Source organism: Enterobacter cloacae complex sp. IR5459 (genome assembly GCF_049238005.1).
GTDB lineage: Bacteria > Pseudomonadota > Gammaproteobacteria > Enterobacterales > Enterobacteriaceae > Enterobacter > Enterobacter hormaechei_C.
In genome coordinates this window covers 301,853-325,117 of sequence record NZ_JBMKIG010000003.1, presented here as the reverse complement: position 1 = coordinate 325,117, position 23,265 = coordinate 301,853, and the positions used below count along the sequence as shown (strand labels likewise).

The following is a 23,265-nucleotide window of genomic DNA, read 5'->3' as shown; positions in this document are numbered from 1 at the left end:
TGTCTTCACTGCGACAGACTTCATTGTGCGGGGAGGGGAGGGAAGATGCAAATTTGCGGATGTTGCAGGCCGGGTAAGCGCAGCGCTACCCGGCGGATAGTCAGCGCTACTGATGGTACCCGGAGAGGAAGCGCCCGAAGCGGCTGATGGCCATTTCGAGATCGTCTTCGCGCGGCAGGGTGACGATACGCACGTGATCCGGCCACGGCCAGTTAAACGCCGTACCCTGAACCAGCAGCACTTTTTCCTGCAACAGGAAGTCAAGCACCATTTTCTGGTCGTCGTGAATATTAAAGCGCTTCGCGTCGATTTTCGGGAACATGTACAGCGCGCCGTTAGGCTTCACGCAGGAGACGCCCGGAATATCATTAATCAATTCCCATGCACGGTTGCGCTGTTCATACAGGCGGCCGCCTGGAACGATAAACTCGCTGATGCTTTGATAGCCGCCGAGTGCTGTCTGGATCGCATGTTGCGCCGGTACGTTGGCGCACAGACGCATGGATGCCAGCATCTCCAGCCCTTCAATGTAGCCTTTCGCATGTTTTTTCGGACCGTTCAGTACCATCCAGCCCTGACGGAAACCGGCAACGCGGTAAGTTTTAGACAGTCCGTTAAAGGTGACCGTTAGCAGATCGGGTGCCAGCGCGGCGATAGAGTGGTGCTGCGCCGCGTCGTACAGGATCTTGTCGTAAATCTCGTCGGCAAAGATGATCAGGTTATGCTGGCGGGCGATCTCGACGATCTCCATCAGCAGCTCTTTTGAATAGACCGCGCCCGTCGGGTTATTCGGGTTAATGATCACGATACCCCGGGTGCGCGGGGTAATTTTGGCGCGAATATCATCCAGATCCGGGAACCAGTCAGAGGATTCGTCGCACAGGTAGTGCACCGCTTTACCGCTGGACAGGGACACCGCAGCCGTCCACAGCGGATAATCTGGGGCAGGAACCAGCATTTCATCGCCGCTGTTCAGGAGCGCCTGCATCGCCTGAACGATCAGTTCCGAGACACCGTTGCCAATGTAGATATCTTCAACGGTGACGTCGCGCATACCGCGAGCCTGATAGTGCTGCATGATGGCTTTACGGGCGGAGTAAAGCCCTTTTGAATCGCAGTAGCCTTGTGCAGTGGGCAGGTTACGGATCACATCCACCAGGATCTCATCCGGCGCTTCAAAACCAAATGGCGCGGGGTTGCCGATGTTGAGTTTCAGAACCTTATTGCCTTCCTCTTCAAGGCGTTTTGCCTCTTTGAGTACCGGGCCACGGATGTCGTAACAGACGTTGTCGAGCTTGCTGGATTTTTCGATAGGGGACATGAACCTTTAACCTTTTCGCTATTATTGCAACTTCCTGCCGTGGAAGTGTGCACGGAACAATGTACTCCCACCGCGCTTCGTTTTGAAGGGCGCACAGAAGAAGATTTCGTTCCACCGGGGAATGTCGCTGTGATCGCTTACTCTAACGAGGGAGTGATTTTGTGCCTGAATTTATCGTAATAAAGGTTATTAATGGGTTTTTTATGCTAAAAATTGCATGTAACTATGAATTTTATTCTGGTGTAAATAAAAAGACGATTCGGGCTGATGCATTAGTCCCCCTGAGTGATCATTCGTAAAACCTGAATGCTGAGATACCGATTGCCATATTAGCAAAGCCAGGCTAAAAGTTACTCATGTGAAATTAATGTTAAGGGTTATTAATGAATGGCCTGAATCTAAATTAAACTTTATTTATTATTAACGACGAAAATGCAACTTTCGTTAATTTTAATAAAAAGAGTGTAGTTGCTTATCATTGGCGGTAACTCCTTAATATTGCAATAAGACTTATAAATATAGTGGATTTGGGTTAAGATGTGTTTCGGGAATGCAGCATAGCGATAGGCCTGTTACGTATATCGGCTTCTGCTTTTCTGTATTAATCGATTGTTATTGTTAAAGTTATCTCTGGCTGATTGGGTAAGTCACATCTTGCTACGCTGGCAACGCTGCGATATAGATGGCAGAAAACATGTCTTACTCTTTATGGTATTTACATCGACCTGCAAACAAAGAAATATCCTGGACGCAAGAGAATAAAAATAACGTCATGAAACGTGATTTCTGACTGGTGATATACCGCAGTACAATAACTATCTGTCAGGCAGTCTGCCGGGCCGGGATGCGAGGGAAACTCTTCAGAAGGAATTGCTTAACTGTTACACACAGCTTCAACCCGGGCAGCTCCGCACGAGCAACCTGAAAGTGAAAAGATATGATAAATGCAAATCGTCCGATAATGAATCTCGACCTCGATCTGCTGAGAACGTTTGTTGCGGTCGCCGATCTCAACACTTTTGCAGCAGCTGCTGCCGCCGTTTGCCGTACCCAGTCCGCCGTGAGTCAGCAAATGCAGCGGCTGGAACAACTGGTTGGTAAAGAGCTTTTTGCGCGTCATGGGCGTAATAAGCTTTTAACAGAACATGGTATTCAGCTTCTGGGTTATGCCAGAAAGATACTGCGCTTTAATGATGAAGCCTGTATGTCATTAATGTTTAGCAACCTTCAGGGAGTGTTAACATTAGGGGCGTCAGATGAATCAGCAGATACCATTTTACCCTTCCTTCTCAACCGAATTAGCTCGGTTTATCCGAAGCTTGCCCTGGACGTTAGCGTTAAACGCAATGCCTTCATGGTTGAGATGCTGACAGAAAACGAGGTTGACCTGGTGGTCACCACGCATCGACCTGGCCAGTTTGACAGCCTGACGCTGCGTACTTCTCCAACGCACTGGTACTGTGCCGCGGAGTATGTATTGCAGAAAGGTGAGCCGATACCCCTGGTCCTGCTGGATGATCCCAGTCCGTTCCGCGATATGGTGCTGGCAGCGCTCAACGAAGCCAGTATTCCATGGCGCCTGGCGTACGTGGCGTCAACCTTGCCCGCAGTGCGAGCGGCGGTGAAGGCTGGGCTTGGCGTAACGGCCCGTCCGGTGGAAATGATGAGCCCCGATCTGCGTGTGCTGGGTCAATCCGAGGGACTCCCGTCGTTGCCGGATACGGAGTACCTGCTGTGCCATAACGCCGCCAGCAACAACGAGCTGGCAAAAGTGGTATTCGAGGCAATGGAAAACTACCACAATCCATGGCAGTACGCGGCTGTTACTCCCGAAGGAGGGGATGACTCCCTGATTGTGGAAGGGGATTTTGAGTGATCATTCCCTCAAAATTCTCGTAACAAAATGTAAGTGCAAAAAAGAGCCACTCGCATGATTTTTTCCTGCGAGTGGTTTTTTTTGCTATTCATAACCGCGGGCGGAGCAGGGATAAAGCAAATACCGCTTATTTATCAATGCAGAAAATGCTTTTGATTAAGATGTAAACAAGACCTGTTCTAACTTACCTCATACCCCACCGATGTTAAAAAAACAGGAAATATGTTGCTGTTTTTTTGATTGAATTAACAAAAGCGTGTCTCAGATCAAGAAAATACTCCCATTTGGGGGGAGGAATCGTTGGCAAATCCTGTCAAAATAGGAGGGTTATTTTTTTTACTTCCAAAACGGACACGATTCAACAAGATGCATTTGACGGAAAGTCATGTACCCACCAGGGTTAAAGGGCACCAAATGTTAATGAGAATCGCACGTTGTAATTTAATGTGAAGAAACCTTTGTTAAAGTTGACAAAAGGTTATAGAAAGGAGTAAAAAACCCCATCATTTTGCTGTCTATGTCTCATTTCTGACAGTTAGTGTAAGGTTATTTTGTTCCTCCCCATGAATCGATGTGATGCCCATCTGCCAGCAAGAGCAGTGTCGTCGGTATCACTTTTGATGAGTAAGCAATGAGTATGTCAACATCCACAGAAGTCATCGCTCATCACTGGGCATTCGCAATCTTTCTTATTGTAGCCATTGGCCTGTGCTGCCTGATGTTAGTCGGCGGCTGGTTCCTGGGCGGTCGCGCCCGCGCAAGGCACAAAAACACACCTTTCGAATCAGGTATTGATTCAGTAGGTACCGCTCGCTTACGCCTGTCTGCCAAGTTTTACCTGGTAGCCATGTTCTTCGTCATTTTTGACGTGGAAGCGCTTTACCTCTTCGCGTGGTCTACCTCCATTCGCGAAAGTGGTTGGGTGGGCTTTGTCGAGGCCGCAATTTTCATTTTAGTGTTACTGGCCGGTCTGGTTTATCTGGTGCGTATTGGCGCGCTGGACTGGACACCTGTGCGTTCACGCCGTGAACACATCAACCCGGAAAACAGTATCTCTAATCGTCAGCAGTAACAGCGAGGCAATAAGATGGATTATACGCTCACCCGCATAGATCCTAACGGTGAGAATGACCGTTACCCCCTGCAAAAACAGGAGATCGTAACCGACCCCCTGGAGCAAGAAGTCAACAAAAGCGTGTACATGGGCAAGCTCGAACATGCCATGCACGACATGGTCAACTGGGGTCGTAAGAACTCCATCTGGCCATACAACTTTGGCCTTTCTTGCTGCTACGTTGAAATGGTGACGTCATTCACTGCGGTGCATGACGTTGCGCGTTTTGGGGCCGAGGTACTGCGTGCTTCTCCGCGTCAGGCTGACCTGATGGTGGTGGCAGGGACCTGCTTTACCAAGATGGCACCGGTTATTCAGCGTCTTTATGACCAGATGCTGGAGCCAAAATGGGTTATCTCCATGGGCGCATGTGCAAACTCCGGCGGTATGTACGACATTTATTCCGTTGTGCAGGGCGTTGATAAGTTCATTCCGGTGGATGTGTACATCCCGGGTTGCCCGCCGCGTCCAGAGGCCTATATGCAGGCGCTGATGCTGCTGCAGGAGTCCATCGGTAAAGAACGCCGCCCGCTTTCATGGGTTGTTGGCGATCAGGGTGTCTATCGCGCGAACATGCAGTCTGAGCGCGAGCGTAAACGTGGTGAACGTATTGCCGTCACCAACCTGCGTACGCCTGACGAAATTTAATTTGCGCCTGTGGGCCTGGAGAACACCTTCGCATATCACTACTCAAATAGCGCGAAGCCAGGCTTAACAGTCACCACGGACCATTTGCAATGGTGAACAATATGACCGACTTAACCGCGCAAGAAGCCGCCTGGCAGACTCGGGATCATCTCGATGACCCGGTCATTGGCGAACTGCGCAACCGTTTTGGGCCGGATGCCTTTACTGTTCAGGCCACCCGCACCGGGGTACCCGTTGTTTGGGTGAAGCGTGAGCAATTACTGGAAGTTGTCGATTTCCTCAAGAAATTGCCAAAACCTTACGTCATGCTGTTTGACTTACACGGCATGGACGAACGTCTGAGAACGCACCGCCAGGGTCTCCCTGCCGCGGATTTTTCCGTTTTCTACCACCTGATCTCAATAGACCGCAACACGGATATCATGCTCAAGGTGGCATTGTCTGAAAACGACATGCATCTGCCGACGATCACCAAACTTTTCCCGAACGCCAACTGGTACGAGCGTGAAACCTGGGAAATGTTCGGCATGACCTTCGACGGCCACCCGCATCTGACGCGCATCATGATGCCGCAGACCTGGACCGGACACCCGCTGCGTAAAGACTACCCGGCACGCGCCACCGAATTCGACCCGTTTGAGCTAACCAAAGCCAAGCAGGATCTGGAGATGGAAGCGCTGACCTTCAAGCCGGAAGACTGGGGCATGAAGCGCGGCACCGAAAACGAGGACTTCATGTTCCTCAACCTCGGTCCAAACCACCCCTCTGCGCACGGTGCGTTCCGTATCATCCTTCAGCTTGACGGCGAAGAGATTGTCGACTGCGTCCCTGACATCGGCTACCACCATCGTGGTGCCGAGAAGATGGGCGAACGTCAGTCCTGGCACAGCTACATTCCGTATACCGACCGTATCGAATACCTCGGCGGCTGCGTGAACGAAATGCCATACGTGCTGGCCGTTGAGAAACTGGCAGGCATCACCGTCCCGGATCGCGTTAACGTGATTCGCGTCATGCTGTCTGAACTGTTCCGTATTAACAGCCACCTGCTGTACATCTCCACGTTCATTCAGGACGTCGGCGCGATGACGCCGGTCTTCTTCGCCTTTACCGACCGTCAGAAAATCTACGATCTGGTGGAAGCGATTACCGGTTTCCGTATGCACCCAGCCTGGTTCCGTATCGGTGGTGTGGCGCACGATCTGCCGCGCGGTTGGGACCGTCTGCTGCGTGAATTCCTCGACTGGATGCCGAAACGTCTGGCGTCTTACGAGAAAGCCGCGCTGCGTAACTCCATCCTGAAAGGCCGTTCCCAGGGCGTTGCTGCCTACGGCGCGAAAGAAGCGCTGGAGTGGGGGACTACCGGTGCTGGCCTGCGTGCGACCGGGATTGATTTCGACGTGCGTAAAGCGCGTCCTTACTCTGGTTACGAGAACTTCGACTTTGAAGTCCCGGTTGGCGGCGGTGTTTCCGACTGCTACACCCGCGTGATGTTGAAAGTGGAAGAGCTGCGCCAGAGCCTGCGCATCCTTGAGCAGTGCCTCAACAACATGCCGGAAGGCCCGTTCAAGGCGGATCACCCGCTGACGACGCCGCCACCGAAAGAGCGCACGCTGCAACATATCGAGACCCTGATCACCCACTTCCTGCAAGTTTCCTGGGGCCCGGTCATGCCGGCACAGGAATCCTTCCAGATGATTGAAGCGACCAAGGGTATCAACAGCTACTACCTCACCAGCGACGGCAGCACCATGAGCTACCGCACCCGCGTGCGTACGCCAAGCTTCGCGCACTTGCAGCAGATCCCGGCCGCCATTCGCGGCAGTCTGGTCTCCGACCTGATTGTGTATCTGGGTAGTATCGATTTTGTTATGTCAGATGTGGACCGCTAATTATGCACGAGAATCAACAACCACAAACCGAGGCTTTTGAGCTGAGTGAAGCAGAGCGTGCCGCCATTGAGCACGAGATGCACCACTACGAAGACCCGCGTGCGGCGTCCATTGAAGCGCTGAAAATCGTACAGAAACAGCGTGGTTGGGTGCCGGATGGGGCGATCTATGCGATCGCAGAAGTGCTGGGCATTCCTGCAAGTGACGTAGAAGGCGTAGCCACGTTCTACAGCCAGATCTTCCGTCAGCCGGTAGGCCGCCATGTGATCCGCTACTGTGACAGCGTGGTCTGCCACATCACCGGTTATCAGGGCATTCAGGCTGCGATTGAGAAGAAACTCAATATTAAGCCGGGCCAGACCACCTTCGACGGACGTTTTACTCTGCTGCCAACCTGCTGCCTGGGTAACTGCGACAAGGGGCCGACCATGATGATTGATGAGGACACTCACAGCCATCTGACGCCGGAAGCGATTCCTGACCTGCTGGAGCAGTACAAATGAAAACTGTAATTCGTACTGCTGAGACGCATCCGCTGACCTGGCGTCTGCGTGATGACAAACAGCCGGTATGGCTCGACGAATATCAGAGCAAAAACGGCTATGCCGGTGCGCGTAAAGCCCTTGGCGGCATGGCGCCGGACGACATCGTTAACGCGGTGAAAGAGTCTGGCCTGAAAGGCCGCGGTGGTGCGGGCTTCTCCACCGGTCTGAAGTGGAGCCTGATGCCGAAAGATGAATCCATGAACATCCGTTACCTGCTGTGTAACGCCGATGAAATGGAGCCGGGTACCTATAAAGACCGTCTGCTGATGGAACAGCTGCCGCACCTGCTGGTGGAAGGCATGCTGATCTCCGCGTTCGCGCTGAAAGCGTACCGTGGCTACATCTTCCTGCGCGGCGAATACATCGAAGCGGCGGAAAACCTGCGTCGCGCGATTGCCGAAGCCACCGAAGCGGGACTGCTGGGTAAAAACATCCTGGGCACCGGGTTTGACTTCGAGCTGTTCGTGCACACCGGTGCCGGGCGTTATATCTGCGGTGAAGAAACCGCGCTGATTAACTCCCTGGAAGGCCGCCGCGCGAACCCGCGCTCCAAGCCACCGTTCCCGGCAAGCTCCGGCGTGTGGGGTAAACCGACCTGCGTCAACAACGTCGAAACCCTGTGTAACGTCCCGGCGATCCTTGCGAACGGCGTGGAGTGGTATCAGGGCATCTCCTCAAGCAAAGATGCTGGTACCAAGCTGATGGGCTTCTCCGGTCGCGTGAAGAACCCTGGCGTCTGGGAGCTGCCGTTCGGCACCACCGCACGCGAAATTCTTGAAGACTACGCCGGCGGCATGCGCGATGGCCTGAAATTCAAAGCCTGGCAGCCGGGTGGGGCAGGGACGGACTTCCTGACCGAAGCCCACCTTGACCTGCCAATGGAGTTCGAAAGCATTGGTAAAGCAGGTAGCCGTCTGGGTACCGCGCTGGCGATGGCCGTCGACCACGAGATCGGCATGGTATCCCTGGTGCGTAACCTGGAAGAGTTCTTCGCCCGCGAGTCCTGCGGCTGGTGCACACCGTGCCGTGATGGTCTGCCGTGGAGCGTGAAGATCCTGCGTGCTATCGAACGTGGCGAAGGCCAGCCTGGCGATATCGAGACACTTGAGCAACTGTGTCGATTCTTAGGACCGGGTAAAACCTTCTGTGCCCACGCACCGGGCGCCGTCGAGCCGCTGCAAAGCGCGATTAAATATTTCCGTGACGAATTCGAAGCAGGCATCAAGCAGCCGTTCAGCAATACCCATTCGATCAATGGTATTCAGCCGAACCTGCTGAAAGCGCGCTGGTAAAAACAGAATTTTGATTAACGCTCGGTTTCGGCCGAGCCAACTGGAAGCATGCTAATGGCTACGATTCATGTAGACGGCAAAGAATACGAAGTCAACGGGGCGGACAACCTGCTGGAAGCTTGTCTGTCTCTTGGCCTCGATATTCCGTACTTTTGCTGGCATCCGGCGCTGGGCAGCGTCGGTGCTTGCCGCCAGTGTGCGGTGAAGCAATATCAAAACGCGGAAGACACGCGTGGTCGCCTGGTGATGTCCTGTATGACGCCAGCCGCCGAAGGCACCTTTATTTCGATTGATGACGAAGAAGCCAAACAGTTCCGTGAAAGCGTGGTGGAGTGGTTGATGACCAACCACCCGCACGACTGTCCGGTGTGTGAGGAGGGCGGTAACTGCCACCTTCAGGATATGACCGTCATGACCGGTCACAGCTTCCGTCGCTATCGCTTTACCAAGCGTACCCACCGTAACCAGGATCTGGGGCCGTTCATCTCTCACGAAATGAACCGCTGCATCGCCTGCTACCGCTGCGTGCGTTACTACAAAGATTATGCAGACGGTCAGGATCTGGGCGTGTATGGCGCGCATGACAACGTCTACTTCGGTCGTCCGGAAGACGGTACGCTTGAAAGTGAATTCTCCGGTAACCTGGTAGAAATCTGTCCGACCGGCGTATTCACGGATAAAACCCACTCTGAACGTTACAACCGTAAATGGGACATGCAGTTTGCGCCAAGCATCTGCCAGCAGTGCTCCCTTGGCTGTAACACCAGCCCGGGTGAACGTTACGGCGAACTGCGTCGTATCGAAAACCGTTACAACGGTACCGTTAACCACTACTTCCTCTGCGACCGCGGTCGTTTCGGCTATGGCTATGTGAACCTGAAAGACCGTCCGCGTCAGCCGGTTCAGCGCCGTGGCGATGACGTCATTACCCTCAACGCTGAGCAGGCGATGCAGGGCGCGGCAGATATTCTGCGTCAGTCGAAGAAAGTGATCGGCATTGGCTCCCCGCGCGCCAGCATCGAAAGCAACTTCGCGCTGCGCGAGCTGGTTGGGGCGGAAAACTTCTACACCGGTATCGCCCAGGGCGAGCAGGAACGTCTCCAGCTGGTGCTGAAAGTGCTACGTGAAGGCGGCATTCACACGCCTGCGCTGCGCGAAATCGAATCTTATGATGCGGTTCTGGTGCTGGGTGAAGATCTGACGCAGACTGGCGCACGCGCGGCCCTGGCGGTTCGTCAGGCGGTGAAAGGCAAAGCACGTGAAATGGCAGCGGCGCAGAAAGTGGCTGACTGGCAGATTGCGGCCATCCTCAACATCGGTCAGCGCGCGAAGCATCCTCTGTTTGTGACTAACGTCGACAACACCCGTCTGGACGATATCGCAGCGTGGACCTACTGCGCGCCGGTTGAAGATCAGGCGCGCCTCGGATTTGCCATTGCCCACGCGCTGGACAGCAACTCGCCGGCCGTTGAACTGGATCGCGACCTGCAAAACAAGGTCGACGTGATTGTTCAGGCGCTGGCGGGGGCGAAGAAACCGCTGATTATTTCCGGTACCAACGCCGGTAGCGCTGAAATCATTCAGGCCGCAGCTAACGTTGCCAAAGCCCTGAAGGGCCGCGGCGCTGACGTTGGTGTGACCATGATTGCCCGTGCGGTGAACAGCATCGGTCTGGGTATGATTGGCGGCGGCTCGCTGGAAGACGCGTTAAGCGAACTGGAATCCGGTGCCGCTGACGCCGTTGTGGTGCTGGAAAATGACCTGCATCGCCACGCTTCCGCCGCTCGCGTTGACGCCGCGCTCTCCAGAGCGCCGCTGGTGATGGTTATCGACCATCAGCGCACCGCGATCATGGACAAAGCGCATCTCGTACTCTCTGCGGCAAGCTTCGCAGAAAGTGACGGGACGGTGATCAACAACGAAGGCCGCGCACAGCGTTTCTTCCAGGTTTATGACCCGGCCTACTACGACAGCAACACCGTGATGCTGGAAAGCTGGCGCTGGCTGCACTCTCTGCACAGCACCGTGCAGAGCCGTGAAGTGGACTGGACGCAGCTCGACCACGTTATCGACGCGGTTGTTGAGAAACTGCCTCAGCTGGCGGGTATTAAAGATGCCGCGCCGGACGCAAGCTTCCGCATTCGCGGCCAGAAACTGGCGCGTGAGCCGCACCGCTACAGCGGTCGTACCGCGATGCGCGCCAACATCAGCGTGCACGAACCGCGTCAGCCGCAGGATAAAGACACCATGTTCGCCTTCTCGATGGAAGGGAACAACCAGCCGTCTGCGCCGCGTTCGCAAATCCCGTTTGCATGGGCACCGGGCTGGAACTCCCCGCAGGCATGGAACAAATTCCAGGCTGAAGTGGGCGGTCACCTGCGCCACGGCGATCCAGGCGTGCGTCTGATTGAAGCCTCCGAAACCGGTCTGGACTTCTTCACCACCGTTCCGGCGAGCTTCCAGGCGCAGGAAGGTCACTGGCGCATTGCACCGTACTACCATCTGTTCGGTAGCGACGAAATGTCCCAGCGTTCTCCGGTATTCCAGCAGCGTATGCCGCAGCCGTACATCAAGCTCAACCCGGCGGATGCCGCGAAGCTTGGCGTTAACGCGGGTGCGAACATTGCCTTTAGCTACGACGGCCAGACAATCAGCCTGCCGCTGATTATTTCTGAACGCCTCTCAGCAGGGCAGGTGGGTCTGCCGATGGGTATGCCTGGCATCGCGCCGGTCCTGGCGGGTGCGCATCTTGATAACCTTCAGGAGGCAAAAGCATGAGTTGGTTAACGCCGGATCTTATCGACATCCTGCTGAGCATTCTGAAAGCGGTTGTGATTCTGCTGGTGGTGGTCACCTGCGGCGCGTTCATGAGCTTTGGTGAACGTCGTCTGCTCGGTCTGTTCCAGAACCGTTACGGACCGAACCGCGTGGGCTGGGGTGGTTCACTCCAGCTGGTGGCGGACATGATCAAGATGTTCTTTAAAGAGGACTGGGTTCCGCGCTTCTCGGACCGCGTGATCTTTACGCTGGCGCCGATGATCGCCTTCACCTCGCTGCTGCTGGCGTTTGCTATCGTTCCGGTCAGCCCGACCTGGGTGGTCGCTGACCTGAACATCGGCATTCTGTTCTTCCTGATGATGGCAGGCCTCGCGGTCTACGCAGTGCTGTTCGCAGGCTGGTCCAGTAACAACAAATACTCGCTGCTGGGTGCGATGCGTGCTTCCGCGCAGACGCTGAGCTACGAAGTGTTCCTGGGTCTCTCCCTGATGGGCGTGGTGGCGCAGGCCGGTTCATTTAACATGACCGACATCGTCAACAACCAGGCCGACATCTGGAACGTTATCCCGCAGTTCTTTGGGTTTATTACCTTTGCCATCGCGGGCGTGGCGGTGTGTCACCGTCACCCGTTTGACCAGCCAGAAGCCGAACAGGAACTGGCCGACGGTTACCACATTGAATATTCCGGTATGAAGTTCGGTCTGTTCTTCGTGGGCGAGTACATCGGTATCGTCACCATTTCGGCGTTGATGGTAACGCTGTTCTTCGGTGGCTGGCATGGCCCGTTCTTACCGCCGTTCATCTGGTTCGCGCTGAAAACCGCGTTCTTCATGATGATGTTCATTTTGATTCGCGCAGCGTTACCGCGTCCGCGTTATGACCAGGTAATGTCCTTCGGCTGGAAAGTGTGCCTGCCGCTGACGCTCGTCAACTTGTTGGTAACGGCGGCTGTCATTCTCTGGCAGCAGCCATAAGGGGCTTTGAGATCATGACCTTAAAAGAATTATTGGTAGGTTTCGGCACCCAGGTACGCAGTATCTGGATGATCGGCCTGCATGCGTTTGCCAAACGCGAAACCCGGATGTACCCGGAAGAGCCGGTATATCTGCCGCCGCGCTACCGTGGACGTATCGTGCTGACGCGCGACCCGGACGGTTCCGAGCGTTGCGTTGCCTGTAACCTGTGTGCGGTAGCGTGTCCGGTGGGCTGTATCTCTCTGCAAAAAGCAGAGACGGTAGACGGCCGCTGGTATCCTGAGTTCTTCCGCATCAACTTCTCACGCTGCATTTTCTGCGGTCTGTGTGAAGAAGCGTGCCCAACCACGGCGATTCAGCTGACTCCAGACTTTGAGCTGGGTGAGTACAAGCGTCAGGATCTGGTGTACGAGAAAGAGGATCTGCTGATTTCCGGTCCGGGCAAATACCCGGAATATAACTTCTACCGGATGGCGGGTATGGCAATCGACGGCAAAGATAAAGGCGAAGCAGAGAACGAAGCTAAGCCTATCGACGTCAAGAGCCTGTTACCGTAAGGAGAGGGCAATGGAATTCGCTTTTTATATCTGTGGCCTTATCGCCATCCTGGCTACGCTGCGAGTGATCACGCACACCAATCCGGTGCATGCGCTGCTGTATTTAATCATCTCGCTGCTGGCTATTTCCGGGGTGTTCTTTGCGCTGGGCGCGCACTTCGCCGGTGCGCTGGAAATCATCGTCTACGCCGGGGCCATCATGGTGCTGTTCGTGTTCGTGGTGATGATGCTCAACCTGGGCGGCTCTGAAATTGAGCAGGAACGTCAGTGGTTAAAACCGCAGGTGTGGATTGGCCCGGCGATTCTGTCGGCCATCATGCTGGCGGTGATTGTTTACGCCATTCTGGGCGTCAACGACCAGGGTATCGACGGGACGCCAATCAGCGCGAAAGCCGTGGGTATCACCCTGTTTGGTCCGTACGTTCTGGCGGTTGAGCTGGCCTCGATGCTGCTGCTGGCGGGTCTGGTTGTGGCCTTCCACGTTGGCCGCGAAGAGCGTGTCGGCGAGGTGCTGAGCAACCGCACTGACGACCGCGCGAAAAGAAAAACGGAGGAACGCGCATGATCCCCTTAACACATGGACTGATCCTCGCTGCGATTTTATTCGTTCTGGGCTTAACCGGTCTGGTTATCCGCCGCAATCTGCTGTTTATGCTGATCGGTCTGGAAATCATGATCAACGCTTCCGCGCTGGCCTTTGTGGTCGCCGGCAGCTACTGGGGCCAGACCGATGGTCAGGTGATGTACATTCTCGCCATCAGCCTCGCGGCTGCTGAAGCGAGTATTGGCCTGGCGCTGTTGCTACAGCTCCATCGTCGCCGCCAGAACCTGAACATCGATTCAGTAAGTGAGTTGCGTGGATGAACATGCTTGCCTTAACCATTATTTTTCCGCTGATTGGCTTCGTGCTGCTGGCGTTTTCTCGCGGCCGCTGGTCTGAGAATCTGTCTGCCACCGTGGGCATTGGCTCTATCGGCCTGGCTGCGCTGGTCACAGCGTATGCGGGTATCGACTTCTTTAACAATGGACGTCAGGCCTACAGCGTACCGCTGTGGAACTGGATGTCGGTCGGTAACTTCAACATCGGTTTCAACCTGGTGCTGGATGGTCTGTCTCTGACCATGCTCTCCGTGGTCACCGGCGTCGGCTTCCTGATCCACATGTTCGCCTCCTGGTACATGCGCGGTGAAGAGGGATACTCCCGCTTCTTCGCCTACACCAACCTGTTTATCGCCAGCATGGTGGTTCTGGTGCTGGCCGATAACCTGCTGCTGATGTATCTGGGCTGGGAAGGCGTGGGTCTGTGCTCTTACCTGCTGATCGGTTTCTACTACACCGATCCGAAGAATGGCGCAGCGGCCATGAAAGCGTTCGTCGTGACCCGCGTGGGTGACGTCTTCCTCGCTTTCGCGCTGTTCATTCTCTACAACGAACTGGGCACGCTGAACTTCCGCGAAATGGTGGAACTGGCGCCGGCGCACTTCGAAGCAGGCAACAACATGCTGTGGTGGGCAACGCTGATGCTGCTGGGTGGCGCCGTGGGTAAATCCGCGCAGCTGCCGTTGCAGACATGGCTGGCCGACGCGATGGCGGGTCCAACCCCTGTCTCCGCGCTGATCCACGCCGCGACCATGGTTACCGCCGGTGTCTACCTGATTGCGCGTACCCATGGCCTGTTCCTGATGACCCCGGAAATTCTGCATCTGGTGGGTATTGTCGGTGCGGTTACGCTGGTGCTGGCAGGCTTTGCCGCGCTGGTGCAGACCGACATCAAACGCGTTCTCGCGTACTCCACCATGAGCCAGATTGGTTACATGTTCCTGGCGCTGGGCGTTCAGGCGTGGGATGCGGCCATTTTCCACCTGATGACGCACGCGTTCTTTAAAGCGCTGCTGTTCCTCTCATCCGGTTCGGTGATCCTGGCCTGCCACCACGAGCAGAACATCTTCAAAATGGGCGGACTGCGTAAGTCCATCCCGCTGGTCTATGTCTGCTTCCTGGTGGGCGGCGCGGCGCTGGCGGCACTGCCGCTGATTACCGCGGGCTTCTTCAGTAAGGACGAAATCCTTGCGGGCGCCATGGCGAATGGTCATATCAATCTGATGGTTGCGGGTCTGGTCGGTGCGTTCATGACCTCCCTGTACACCTTCCGTATGATTTTCATCGTCTTCCACGGTAAAGAACAAATTCACGCTCACGCAGGGAAGGGGATTACCCACCACCTGCCGCTGATTGTGCTGCTGGTCCTGTCCACCTTCGTTGGCGCGATGATTGTGCCACCGTTGCAGGGTGTACTGCCGGCAACAACCGAGCTTGAGCACGGTCGCGTTCTGACGCTTGAAATCACCTCCGGCGTAGTGGCTATAGCGGGCATCCTGATTGCCGCATGGCTGTGGCTGGGCAAACGCACGCTGGTAACTGCCGTTGCCAACAGCGCGCCGGGCCGTCTGCTGGGCACCTGGTGGTACAACGCGTGGGGCTTCGACTGGCTGTACGACATGATCTTCGTGAAGCCGTTCCTGGGCATTGCGTGGCTGCTGAAGCGCGATCCACTGAACAGCCTGATGAATATCCCGGCGATCCTCTCTCGCTTTGCAGGTAAAGGCCTGCTGTTTAGCGAGAACGGTTATCTGCGCTGGTATGTGGCGTCCATGAGCATCGGTGCGGTTGTCGTGCTGGCGCTGCTGATGGTGTTGCGTTGATCGTAAAGTGAATTTTATTCGAATTCGTTGAAAATCAGGCCCCTGCTGGGGGCCTTAAAAAGGAATGTAAATCGCCATGTTACTACCCTGGCTAATATTAATTCCCTTCATCGGCGGCTTCCTGTGCTGGCAGACCGAACGCTTTGGCGTGAAGATGCCGCGCTGGATCGCGCTGATCACCATGGGATTGACGCTCGCGCTTGGCCTGCAACTGTGGTTGCAGGGTGGCTACTCACTGACCCAGTCTGCGGGCCTTCCGCAGTGGCAGTCTGAGTTCATTCTGCCGTGGATCCCACGTTTCGGTATCACGATCCACCTCGCGATTGACGGTCTGTCGCTGCTGATGGTGGTGCTGACCGGTCTGCTCGGCGTTCTGGCGGTACTTTGCTCCTGGCGAGAAATCGAAAAATACCAGGGCTTCTTCCACCTGAACCTGATGTGGATCCTGGGCGGCGTGATCGGCGTGTTCCTGGCCATCGACATGTTCCTGTTCTTCTTCTTCTGGGAGATGATGCTGGTGCCGATGTACTTCCTGATCGCGCTGTGGGGCCATAAGGCGTCCGACGGTAAAACGCGTATCACGGCGGCCACCAAGTTCTTCATCTACACCCAGGCGAGTGGTCTGGTGATGTTGATTGCCATCCTGGCGCTGGTGTTTGTGCATTACAACGCGACCGGTGTCTGGACCTTCAACTACGAAGACCTGCTGAAGACCCCGATGTCCCACGGCGTGGAATACCTGCTGATGCTGGGCTTCTTTATCGCCTTCGCGGTGAAAATGCCGGTGGTTCCGCTGCATGGCTGGCTGCCAGACGCGCACTCTCAGGCGCCAACGGCAGGTTCCGTTGACCTGGCGGGCATCTTGCTGAAAACCGCGGCTTACGGTCTGCTGCGTTTCTCCCTGCCGCTGTTCCCGAACGCCTCCGCAGAGTTCGCGCCGATTGCCATGTGGCTGGGCGTGATCGGTATCTTCTACGGTGCATGGATGGCCTTCACGCAGTACGACATCAAACGTCTGATTGCTTACACCTCCGTTTCCCACATGGGCTTCGTGCTGATTGCCATCTACACCGGCAGCCAGCTGGCGTACCAGGGCGCGGTGATCCAGATGATTGCGCACGGCCTGTCCGCTGCCGGTCTCTTCATCCTGTGTGGTCAGCTGTACGAACGTCTGCATACCCGCGACATGCGTATGATGGGCGGTCTGTGGGGCAAAATGAAATGGCTGCCGGCGCTCTCCATGTTCTTTGCGGTGGCGACTCTGGGTATGCCGGGTACCGGTAACTTCGTCGGCGAGTTTATGATCCTGTTCGGCAGCTTCAACGTGGTACCGACGATCACCGTCATCTCCACCTTTGGTCTGGTGTTTGCCTCCGTGTACTCGCTGGCGATGCTGCACCGCGCTTACTTCGGTAAAGCGAAGAGTGAAATTGCTGCACAAGAATTGCCGGGGATGTCGCTGCGAGAGCTGTTCATCATCCTGCTGCTGGTCGTACTGCTGGTGCTGTTGGGCTTCTATCCGCAGCCGATTCTGGATACCTCGCACTCCGCGATGGGTAACATCCAGCAGTGGTTTGTTAATTCTGCTTCTACTACAAGGCCGTAATTCGCCATGACAATAACTCCACAACAACTGATCGCGCTGCTACCGCTGCTGATCGTCGGATTGACGGTGGTGGTTGTGATGCTCTCCATTGCGTGGCGACGCAATCACTTCCTGAATGCGACCCTGTCCGTTCTGGGTCTGAACGCTGCGTTAGTCTCCCTCTGGTTTGTTGGCCAGGCGGGAGCGATGGACGTCACGCCGCTGATGCGCGTTGACGGCTACGCCATGCTCTACACCGGTCTGGTGCTGCTGGCGAGCCTGGCAACCTGTACCTTTGCGTACCCGTGGCTCGAAGGGTACAACGACAACAAAGAAGAGTTTTACCTGCTGGTACTGATTGCTGCACTGGGCGGCATTCTGCTGGCGAACGCGAACCACATGGCCGCGCTGTTCCTTGGTATTGAGTTGATCTCACTGCCGCTGTTCGGCCTGATTGGTTACGCCTTCCGTCAGAAGCGCTCTCTGGAAGCGGCTATCAAGTACACCATTCTGTCTGCTGCCGCGTCGTCGTTCCTGCTGTTCGGTATCGCGCTGCTGTATGCACAGACGGGTAACCTCTCCTTCCTGGCCATCGGTAAGAGCCTCGGCGACGGCATGATGCATGAGCCGCTGCTGCTGGCGGGTCTGGGCATGATGATTGTTGGCCTTGGCTTTAAACTCTCTCTGGTTCCGTTCCACCTGTGGACGCCAGACGTCTACCAGGGTGCGCCTGCACCGGTCTCTACCTTCCTGGCGACGGCGAGTAAAATCGCTATCTTCGGCGTGGTTATGCGTCTGTTCCTGTACGCCCCGGTGGGTGATAGCGAAGCGGTTCGCGTGGTGCTGGGCATTATCGCGTTCGTTTCTATCATCTTCGGTAACCTGATGGCGCTGAGCCAGACCAACATCAAGCGTCTGCTGGGCTACTCCTCTATCTCCCATCTGGGTTACCTGCTGGTGGCGCTGATTGCGCTGCAAAGCGGTGAGATGTCGATGGAAACCGTGGGTGTGTATCTGGCCGGTTACCTGTTCAGCAGCCTCGGCGCGTTCGGCGTGGTGAGCCTGATGTCCAGCCCGTACCGTGGCCCGGATGCAGATTCCCTGTTCTCCTACCGTGGACTGTTCTGGCACCGTCCGATTCTGTCTGCGGTAATGACCGTGATGATGCTCTCTCTGGCGGGTATCCCGATGACGCTGGGCTTTATCGGTAAGTTCTACGTGCTGGCCGTCGGTGTGCAGGCGGGTCTGTGGTGGCTGACGGCGGGTGTCGTTATCGGCTCCGCGATTGGTCTCTACTACTACCTGCGCGTAGCGGTGAGCCTGTACCTGAGCGCGCCTCAGCAGCTCAACCGCGATGCGCCGTCCAACTGGCAGTACAGCGCCGGCGGTATCGTGGTGCTAATCTCCGCGCTGCTGGTGCTGATCTTCGGTATCTATCCGCAGCCGCTGATTGATATCGTGCAGCGAGCGATGCCGCTGATGTAAAAACAAAAAACCCGCCTCGGCGGGTTTTTTATTGTTTTCTCCCTCTCCCCGTGGGAGAGGGCCGGGGTGAGGGCACCAGCCCGCACAGAGTAAAACATGCCCAGGGCGCTACGCTTGCAGGGCATACGGGTCTTGTAGGTCGGGTAAGCGAAGCGTCACCCGACTAAGCTAACTGCTTCCTGCTTATAAGCGGCCCTTCAATCTTCTTCATCGAGCGGTCCAGCACCTCTTCAATCACCGACGATAGCTCATTTAGCTCAAACTTCGCCACATAGCCGTCCGCCTTCACTTTGCGAATATGATCTTCGTTCGCGTTGCCGGAAAGAGACGAGTGGATCACCACCGGAATATCTTTCAGTACCGGGTCGGTTTTGATTTTGCGCGTCAGCGTAAAGCCGTCCATCTCCGGCATTTCGAGGTCGGTCAATACCAGGGCAATCTTATCGGTAACGGGGACGCCCTCAGCCTGAGCCTGCGCGGCCAACTGAGTGATTTTCTCCCACGCGTCTTTGCCGGTGATATGCAGCTGGGCCGGGATCTCCATCGCCTGCAATCCCTTCTCCAGCATTGAGCGCGCCACTTTCGAATCTTCTGCAACAATCGCGACAGAGCCAGGCTTGATGTTGAATTTGGTGGTTTCCAGATGGGTGGCGTGCAGATCGTGGTTCGCCGGGGTGATGTCGTACAGGATCTGCTCCACGTCCAGCACCATCGCCAGATCGTTGGTATCCGTCTTCTCGTCCAGGCAGGCAATGCTGGTAATGTAGCGACCGCTGACGGCAGTTTCCGCAGCATGCACCTGCTTCCAGTCCAGACGCATGATGTTTTCCACCGATTCCACAGCAAACGCCTGCACGCTGCGGGCATATTCGGTGATCAGCAGGATGTTCAGCCCGGTGGCTGGCTTGCAGCCGGCGACGGCGGCCAGATCGATCACCGGGATCACCTGGTCGCGAATGTTCACCATCCCCATCAGCGGAGACTTCATTCCCGCCGGTTTGGTGAAGGTCGGCATCGGCACAATTTCGCGCAATTTGAACACGTTGATGCCGAACAGCTCGGATTTATTTTCGTTCAGAGAGGTGCCAAGACGGAACAGCAACAGTTCAAAACGGTTGGACAGGGTCAGGTTCGCCCTGTCATCAATATCTTTCTGGAAATTATCCATTCTACCCTCAAGAGAAATGCTGGCCTTTTAATCGTTATCGGCACGCTGAGGGAAAAATGAAGGACTAAACGCTGACCTGAGCAAAATCTTCCGCCAGCTCGCATGCCGGAAATACTTCCCGGCACTCTGCCAGCAGGCTTTCAGCGCCGCGGACGTCATAGCGTGAGCTGACGTGAGTAACAATCAGTTTTCGGACGCCAGCCTCACGCGCCAGCTGCGCCGCCTGACGCGTTGAGCTGTGCCCCCGGCTGTTGGCTTTTTCTTCCATCGCCGCTTCCAGCGTCGCCTCATGCACCATCACATCCACACCCCCGGCAAGCCTGAGCGCCGAAGGGCAGGGGGCGGTATCCCCAAAAATAGCCAGTTTTTTGCCTGGCTGAGGCGGCGCGAGGTAATCCTGACCGTTGATGACGCGCCCGTCTTCCAGCGTGACGGTCTCGCCGTGCTTCAGACGCTGGAACAGCGGGCCAGGTTTCACTCCATCGGCCTGCAACGCGGCGGCGTTCAGCGCCCCGGGCTTGTCATGCTCCTCAACGCGATAGCCGTAGCATTCCACCGGATGGTTAAGCGGGTAAGCGCGCACCAGGTAATCTCCGTCATCGAACACCAGACCCTCGCCGATCTGTAACACCTCCAGCGGATAATCGGTCCACGAGCCGCTCAGGCGCAGCGTGGTTTCAACGAATTCCTGAATACCCGCGGGGCCATAAATGGTCAGCGGGTTAGCGTTACCGGCCATCGAACGGCTACACAGCAGGCCCGGCAGGCCAAACAGATGGTCGCCGTGTAGATGGGTGATAAATATTTTATCCACTTTCCCCGGGTGGTATGAGGTATGCAGCAGCTGATGCTGCGTACCCTCGCCGCAGTCAAACAGCCACAGCCCACCGCGGGTAGGATGCTTAAGATCCAGCAGAATCGCCGTCACGTTTCGTGAGCGGGTTGGCACCCCGGCGGACGTACCCAGAAAAATCAGTTCCATAACGCAATCAGCCCTTTGCCGAATGGGAAGGGGTTTAGTATAACGTGATGAACCCCAGGAAGGAGAAACACATGATCCAGTGGCAAGATCTACACCACAGCGAACTGACCGTGCAGTCACTCTACGCCCTGCTCAAACTGCGCTGTGAAGTCTTCGTGGTTGAACAAACCTGCCCGTATCAGGATATCGACGGCGATGACCTGGTCGGCGAGAACCGGCACATCCTCGGCTGGCGCGATAACGAGCTGGTGGCGTATGCGAGGATTCTGAAAAGCGAAGAGGAATTTGACCCTGTCGTCATTGGGCGCGTCATTATCAGTGGCCGCGCGCGCGGTGAAAAGCTGGGCTATCAGCTGATGGAAAAAACGCTGGACGCATGCCAGAAACAGTGGCCGGACAAGGCGTTATACCTGGGCGCGCAGGCGCATTTGCAATCATTCTATGGCCATTTTGGTTTTACCCCGGTCACGGACATTTACGACGAAGATGGCATCCCACACATCGGCATGGCGCTCGAAGCGAAACAGGCGCAATAGCAAGACGTTGTCTATAGTTACCGGACTGGTGTACTAACATGGAGAAAAAAATGTCATTTCAATCCTGGGATACCCGAGTCGACGACGACCTGACGCTGCTAAGCGAAACGCTGGAAGAAGTGCTGCGCTCTTCAGGCGATCCTGCCGATCAGAAGTACATTGAGCTCAAAGCCCGCGCCGAGCAGGCGCTGCATGACGTGAAAAACCGCGTCAGTAACGCCTCCGACAATTACTACTACCGCGCCAAACAGGCGGTTTATCGTGCCGACGATTATGTGCATGAAAAACCGTGGCAGGGCATTGGGGTCGGTGCGGCCGTAGGGCTGGTGCTGGGTCTGCTGTTAGCCCGTCGTTAAGCCGGTAAACCACTCCTTACACGTGGGTACTGCTATTTATCGTCAGTACCCCGTATAATATAAGGCTTTAACAGGGAGAGGTTCGCGTGCACTCGATTTTCCTCGCGCTGCAAAGCCTGCGCACTCAGCTTGCGCAAGCATTGCCTGCTATACCCGGTTTACGCCATTTCGATGTCTCTTTCCCGTTAAACGACGCCTTCGATCCGCTGGCCTGGCTGGGTGTGCAGCGATGCTATCCTCAGTTTTACTGGCAACAGCGCAGCGGCGATGAAGAACTTGCCGCGCTCGGAAGCCTCGCCCAGTTTGATTCTCTGGCTTCGGCCTCGCGGTTTTTGCACGCCCATGACGTAGCCAATGACACCCGTATCTGCGGCCTGAACGCCTTCAACCCGGCGCAGGGCAAGCTGTTTTTACCGCGCCTTCTCTGGCGACGGTCTGGCGGGGTCGCCACGCTGCGTCTGCAACTGTGGAGCGAAACGTCGCTGCGGGAAGATGCCCGTGAGGCGCTGAATTTTGTCGATAACCTGCGCGACGCCGCGCCGATCCGCCCGTTGTCCGTGCAGATTGTGCAGGAAACCCATCATCCGGAAAAACCGGACTGGCTGGCGTTGATTCGTCAGGCGACGGATACCCTTGCTCGCGGCGATTTTGAGAAAGTGGTGCTCGCACGTGCTACAGACGTTCAGTGCCAGCAGCCCGTGAACGCCATCGCGCTGATGGCTGCCAGCCGCGCCCTAAACCTCAACTGCTATCATTTTTGTATGGTCTTTGACGCCAGCAATGCCTTCCTCGGCTCGACGCCCGAGCGCCTGTGGCGGCGACGCGGCACGCTGCTGCGCACTGAAGCGCTGGCAGGCACCGTCGCCAGCCATTCTGACGATAAGCAGGCCCAGCGTCTGGGCGACTGGCTGATGAACGACGATAAAAATCAGCGGGAAAATATGCTGGTGGTGGAAGATATCTGCCAGCGTCTTCAGCACCATACCCGGACGCTGGAGATCCTGCCTGCGCAGGTGCTGCGTCTGCGCAAGGTGCAGCATTTACGCCGCTGTATCTGGACCGAACTTAAACAGCCTGACGACGAACAGTGTCTGCATATTTTGCAACCGACGGCGGCGGTGGCCGGGCTGCCGCGACAGGCGGCCCGAGAATTTATTGCGAAAGTCGAGCCGTTTGACCGGGAGTGGTACGCCGGTTCGGCGGGCTATTTATCGCGCGATCAGAGCGAATTCTGTGTGGCATTACGCTCCGCCCGCGTTCACAACGCTGCGCTGCGTCTTTATGCGGGGGCGGGCATCGTCAGCGGCTCCGATCCTGAGCAGGAGTGGCAGGAGATCGAAAACAAGGCCGCCGGGCTGCGTTCCCTTCTCCTAAGGGATTAATACTGATTCGTGCAATCCCGATTCATATCAAAATTCTGACTTTTTCTATTATTTATACTGTGTCGCATTCTT

General features: G+C 55.9%; 20 protein-coding genes. 17 read left to right on the top strand and 3 right to left on the bottom strand.

Annotated elements, in window-relative coordinates; translation table 11 throughout:
* Window positions 1–106 precede the first annotated feature (106 nt).
* Entirely contained in the window at window positions 107–1,321 is a 1,215-nt protein-coding gene (alaA, locus tag ACOTX4_RS07940) for an alanine transaminase AlaA (RefSeq protein ID WP_003861471.1), read from the bottom strand.
* Window positions 1,322–2,258: 937 nt separating this feature from the next.
* Between alaA and lrhA the strand changes: the two genes are divergently transcribed.
* The 14 genes from lrhA to nuoN all read left to right on the top strand — a co-directional run bounded on the left by lrhA (window position 2,259) and on the right by nuoN (window position 18,769).
* Window positions 2,259–3,197: a transcriptional regulator LrhA gene (gene lrhA / locus ACOTX4_RS07935; protein ID WP_003861473.1), complete on the top strand. Its 939-nt coding sequence runs from the start codon at window positions 2,259–2,261 to the stop codon at window positions 3,195–3,197.
* Between the two features lie 631 nt (window positions 3,198–3,828).
* Window positions 3,829–4,269, top strand: a complete 441-nt coding sequence (nuoA, locus tag ACOTX4_RS07930) for an NADH-quinone oxidoreductase subunit NuoA (protein WP_003861475.1) — start codon at window positions 3,829–3,831, stop codon at window positions 4,267–4,269.
* A gap of 15 nt (window positions 4,270–4,284) precedes the next feature.
* Complete coding sequence (gene nuoB, locus ACOTX4_RS07925; RefSeq protein WP_003861482.1) at window positions 4,285–4,959, top strand: NADH-quinone oxidoreductase subunit NuoB; 675 nt, start codon at window positions 4,285–4,287, stop codon at window positions 4,957–4,959.
* A gap of 89 nt (window positions 4,960–5,048) precedes the next feature.
* A complete protein-coding gene (gene nuoC, locus ACOTX4_RS07920; protein ID WP_003861484.1) occupies window positions 5,049–6,851 on the top strand; it encodes an NADH-quinone oxidoreductase subunit C/D in 1,803 nt (600 codons plus the stop codon).
* Window positions 6,852–6,853: 2 nt separating this feature from the next.
* Window positions 6,854–7,354 (top strand): NADH-quinone oxidoreductase subunit NuoE, encoded by a 501-nt coding sequence (gene nuoE, locus ACOTX4_RS07915; protein ID WP_003861486.1) that lies wholly within the window; start codon window positions 6,854–6,856, stop codon window positions 7,352–7,354.
* Complete coding sequence (gene nuoF, locus ACOTX4_RS07910) at window positions 7,351–8,688, top strand: NADH-quinone oxidoreductase subunit NuoF (protein ID WP_003861487.1); 1,338 nt, start codon at window positions 7,351–7,353, stop codon at window positions 8,686–8,688. The genes nuoE and nuoF overlap by 4 nt, the downstream gene beginning before the upstream one ends.
* Before the next feature lie 54 nt (window positions 8,689–8,742).
* Window positions 8,743–11,466, top strand: a complete 2,724-nt coding sequence (nuoG, locus tag ACOTX4_RS07905; RefSeq protein ID WP_003861488.1) for an NADH-quinone oxidoreductase subunit NuoG — start codon at window positions 8,743–8,745, stop codon at window positions 11,464–11,466.
* Entirely contained in the window at window positions 11,463–12,440 is a 978-nt protein-coding gene (gene nuoH / locus ACOTX4_RS07900) for an NADH-quinone oxidoreductase subunit NuoH (RefSeq protein ID WP_003861490.1), read from the top strand. Before nuoG ends, nuoH begins: the two co-directional genes overlap by 4 nt.
* 14 nt (window positions 12,441–12,454) lie before the next feature.
* Window positions 12,455–12,997, top strand: coding sequence for an NADH-quinone oxidoreductase subunit NuoI (gene nuoI / locus ACOTX4_RS07895; RefSeq protein WP_003861491.1), 543 nt, complete (start codon window positions 12,455–12,457; stop codon window positions 12,995–12,997).
* 10 nt (window positions 12,998–13,007) lie between these two features.
* A complete protein-coding gene (gene nuoJ / locus ACOTX4_RS07890; protein WP_003861493.1) occupies window positions 13,008–13,562 on the top strand; it encodes an NADH-quinone oxidoreductase subunit J in 555 nt (184 codons plus the stop codon).
* On the top strand, window positions 13,559–13,861 hold the full coding sequence (gene nuoK / locus ACOTX4_RS07885) for an NADH-quinone oxidoreductase subunit NuoK (RefSeq protein WP_003861496.1): 303 nt from the start codon (window positions 13,559–13,561) through the stop codon (window positions 13,859–13,861). The genes nuoJ and nuoK overlap by 4 nt, the downstream gene beginning before the upstream one ends.
* Window positions 13,858–15,699: an NADH-quinone oxidoreductase subunit L gene (nuoL, locus tag ACOTX4_RS07880; RefSeq protein WP_003861497.1), complete on the top strand. Its 1,842-nt coding sequence runs from the start codon at window positions 13,858–13,860 to the stop codon at window positions 15,697–15,699. The genes nuoK and nuoL overlap by 4 nt, the downstream gene beginning before the upstream one ends.
* A 76-nt stretch (window positions 15,700–15,775) precedes the next feature.
* A complete protein-coding gene (gene nuoM, locus ACOTX4_RS07875; protein ID WP_003861498.1) occupies window positions 15,776–17,305 on the top strand; it encodes an NADH-quinone oxidoreductase subunit M in 1,530 nt (509 codons plus the stop codon).
* A 6-nt stretch (window positions 17,306–17,311) separates the two neighbouring features.
* Window positions 17,312–18,769, top strand: coding sequence for an NADH-quinone oxidoreductase subunit NuoN (nuoN, locus tag ACOTX4_RS07870; RefSeq protein WP_003861500.1), 1,458 nt, complete (start codon window positions 17,312–17,314; stop codon window positions 18,767–18,769).
* Window positions 18,770–18,932: 163 nt separating this feature from the next.
* Here nuoN and ACOTX4_RS07865 read toward each other — a convergent pair whose 3' ends face one another.
* Together ACOTX4_RS07865 and rnz are read right to left on the bottom strand one after the other, a co-directional pair.
* On the bottom strand, window positions 18,933–19,937 hold the full coding sequence (locus ACOTX4_RS07865) for a chemotaxis protein (protein WP_003859465.1): 1,005 nt from the start codon (window positions 19,935–19,937) through the stop codon (window positions 18,933–18,935).
* Between the two features lie 64 nt (window positions 19,938–20,001).
* Window positions 20,002–20,919 (bottom strand): ribonuclease Z, encoded by a 918-nt coding sequence (rnz, locus tag ACOTX4_RS07860; RefSeq protein ID WP_063937747.1) that lies wholly within the window; start codon window positions 20,917–20,919, stop codon window positions 20,002–20,004.
* 71 nt (window positions 20,920–20,990) lie between these two features.
* Between rnz and ACOTX4_RS07855 the strand changes: the two genes are divergently transcribed.
* The 3 genes from ACOTX4_RS07855 to menF all read left to right on the top strand — a co-directional run bounded on the left by ACOTX4_RS07855 (window position 20,991) and on the right by menF (window position 23,193).
* A complete protein-coding gene (locus ACOTX4_RS07855) occupies window positions 20,991–21,455 on the top strand; it encodes a GNAT family N-acetyltransferase (protein ID WP_003859462.1) in 465 nt (154 codons plus the stop codon).
* Between the two features lie 50 nt (window positions 21,456–21,505).
* On the top strand, window positions 21,506–21,811 hold the full coding sequence (elaB, locus tag ACOTX4_RS07850) for a stress response protein ElaB (protein ID WP_017693006.1): 306 nt from the start codon (window positions 21,506–21,508) through the stop codon (window positions 21,809–21,811).
* An 86-nt stretch (window positions 21,812–21,897) separates the two neighbouring features.
* A complete protein-coding gene (menF, locus tag ACOTX4_RS07845) occupies window positions 21,898–23,193 on the top strand; it encodes an isochorismate synthase MenF (RefSeq protein ID WP_003859458.1) in 1,296 nt (431 codons plus the stop codon).
* The last annotated feature ends 72 nt before the right edge of the window (window positions 23,194–23,265 follow it).

Coding starts and splice junctions, on each gene's coding strand:
- alaA (WP_003861471.1), bottom strand. CDS start 1,321: ATGTCCCCTATCGAAAAATCCAGCAAGCTCGACAACGTCTGTTACGAC.
- lrhA (WP_003861473.1), top strand. CDS start 2,259: ATGATAAATGCAAATCGTCCGATAATGAATCTCGACCTCGATCTGCTG.
- nuoA (WP_003861475.1), top strand. CDS start 3,829: ATGAGTATGTCAACATCCACAGAAGTCATCGCTCATCACTGGGCATTC.
- nuoB (WP_003861482.1), top strand. CDS start 4,285: ATGGATTATACGCTCACCCGCATAGATCCTAACGGTGAGAATGACCGT.
- nuoC (WP_003861484.1), top strand. CDS start 5,049: ATGGTGAACAATATGACCGACTTAACCGCGCAAGAAGCCGCCTGGCAG.
- nuoE (WP_003861486.1), top strand. CDS start 6,854: ATGCACGAGAATCAACAACCACAAACCGAGGCTTTTGAGCTGAGTGAA.
- nuoF (WP_003861487.1), top strand. CDS start 7,351: ATGAAAACTGTAATTCGTACTGCTGAGACGCATCCGCTGACCTGGCGT.
- nuoG (WP_003861488.1), top strand. CDS start 8,743: ATGGCTACGATTCATGTAGACGGCAAAGAATACGAAGTCAACGGGGCG.
- nuoH (WP_003861490.1), top strand. CDS start 11,463: ATGAGTTGGTTAACGCCGGATCTTATCGACATCCTGCTGAGCATTCTG.
- nuoI (WP_003861491.1), top strand. CDS start 12,455: ATGACCTTAAAAGAATTATTGGTAGGTTTCGGCACCCAGGTACGCAGT.
- nuoJ (WP_003861493.1), top strand. CDS start 13,008: ATGGAATTCGCTTTTTATATCTGTGGCCTTATCGCCATCCTGGCTACG.
- nuoK (WP_003861496.1), top strand. CDS start 13,559: ATGATCCCCTTAACACATGGACTGATCCTCGCTGCGATTTTATTCGTT.
- nuoL (WP_003861497.1), top strand. CDS start 13,858: ATGAACATGCTTGCCTTAACCATTATTTTTCCGCTGATTGGCTTCGTG.
- nuoM (WP_003861498.1), top strand. CDS start 15,776: ATGTTACTACCCTGGCTAATATTAATTCCCTTCATCGGCGGCTTCCTG.
- nuoN (WP_003861500.1), top strand. CDS start 17,312: ATGACAATAACTCCACAACAACTGATCGCGCTGCTACCGCTGCTGATC.
- ACOTX4_RS07865 (WP_003859465.1), bottom strand. CDS start 19,937: ATGGATAATTTCCAGAAAGATATTGATGACAGGGCGAACCTGACCCTG.
- rnz (WP_063937747.1), bottom strand. CDS start 20,919: ATGGAACTGATTTTTCTGGGTACGTCCGCCGGGGTGCCAACCCGCTCA.
- ACOTX4_RS07855 (WP_003859462.1), top strand. CDS start 20,991: ATGATCCAGTGGCAAGATCTACACCACAGCGAACTGACCGTGCAGTCA.
- elaB (WP_017693006.1), top strand. CDS start 21,506: ATGTCATTTCAATCCTGGGATACCCGAGTCGACGACGACCTGACGCTG.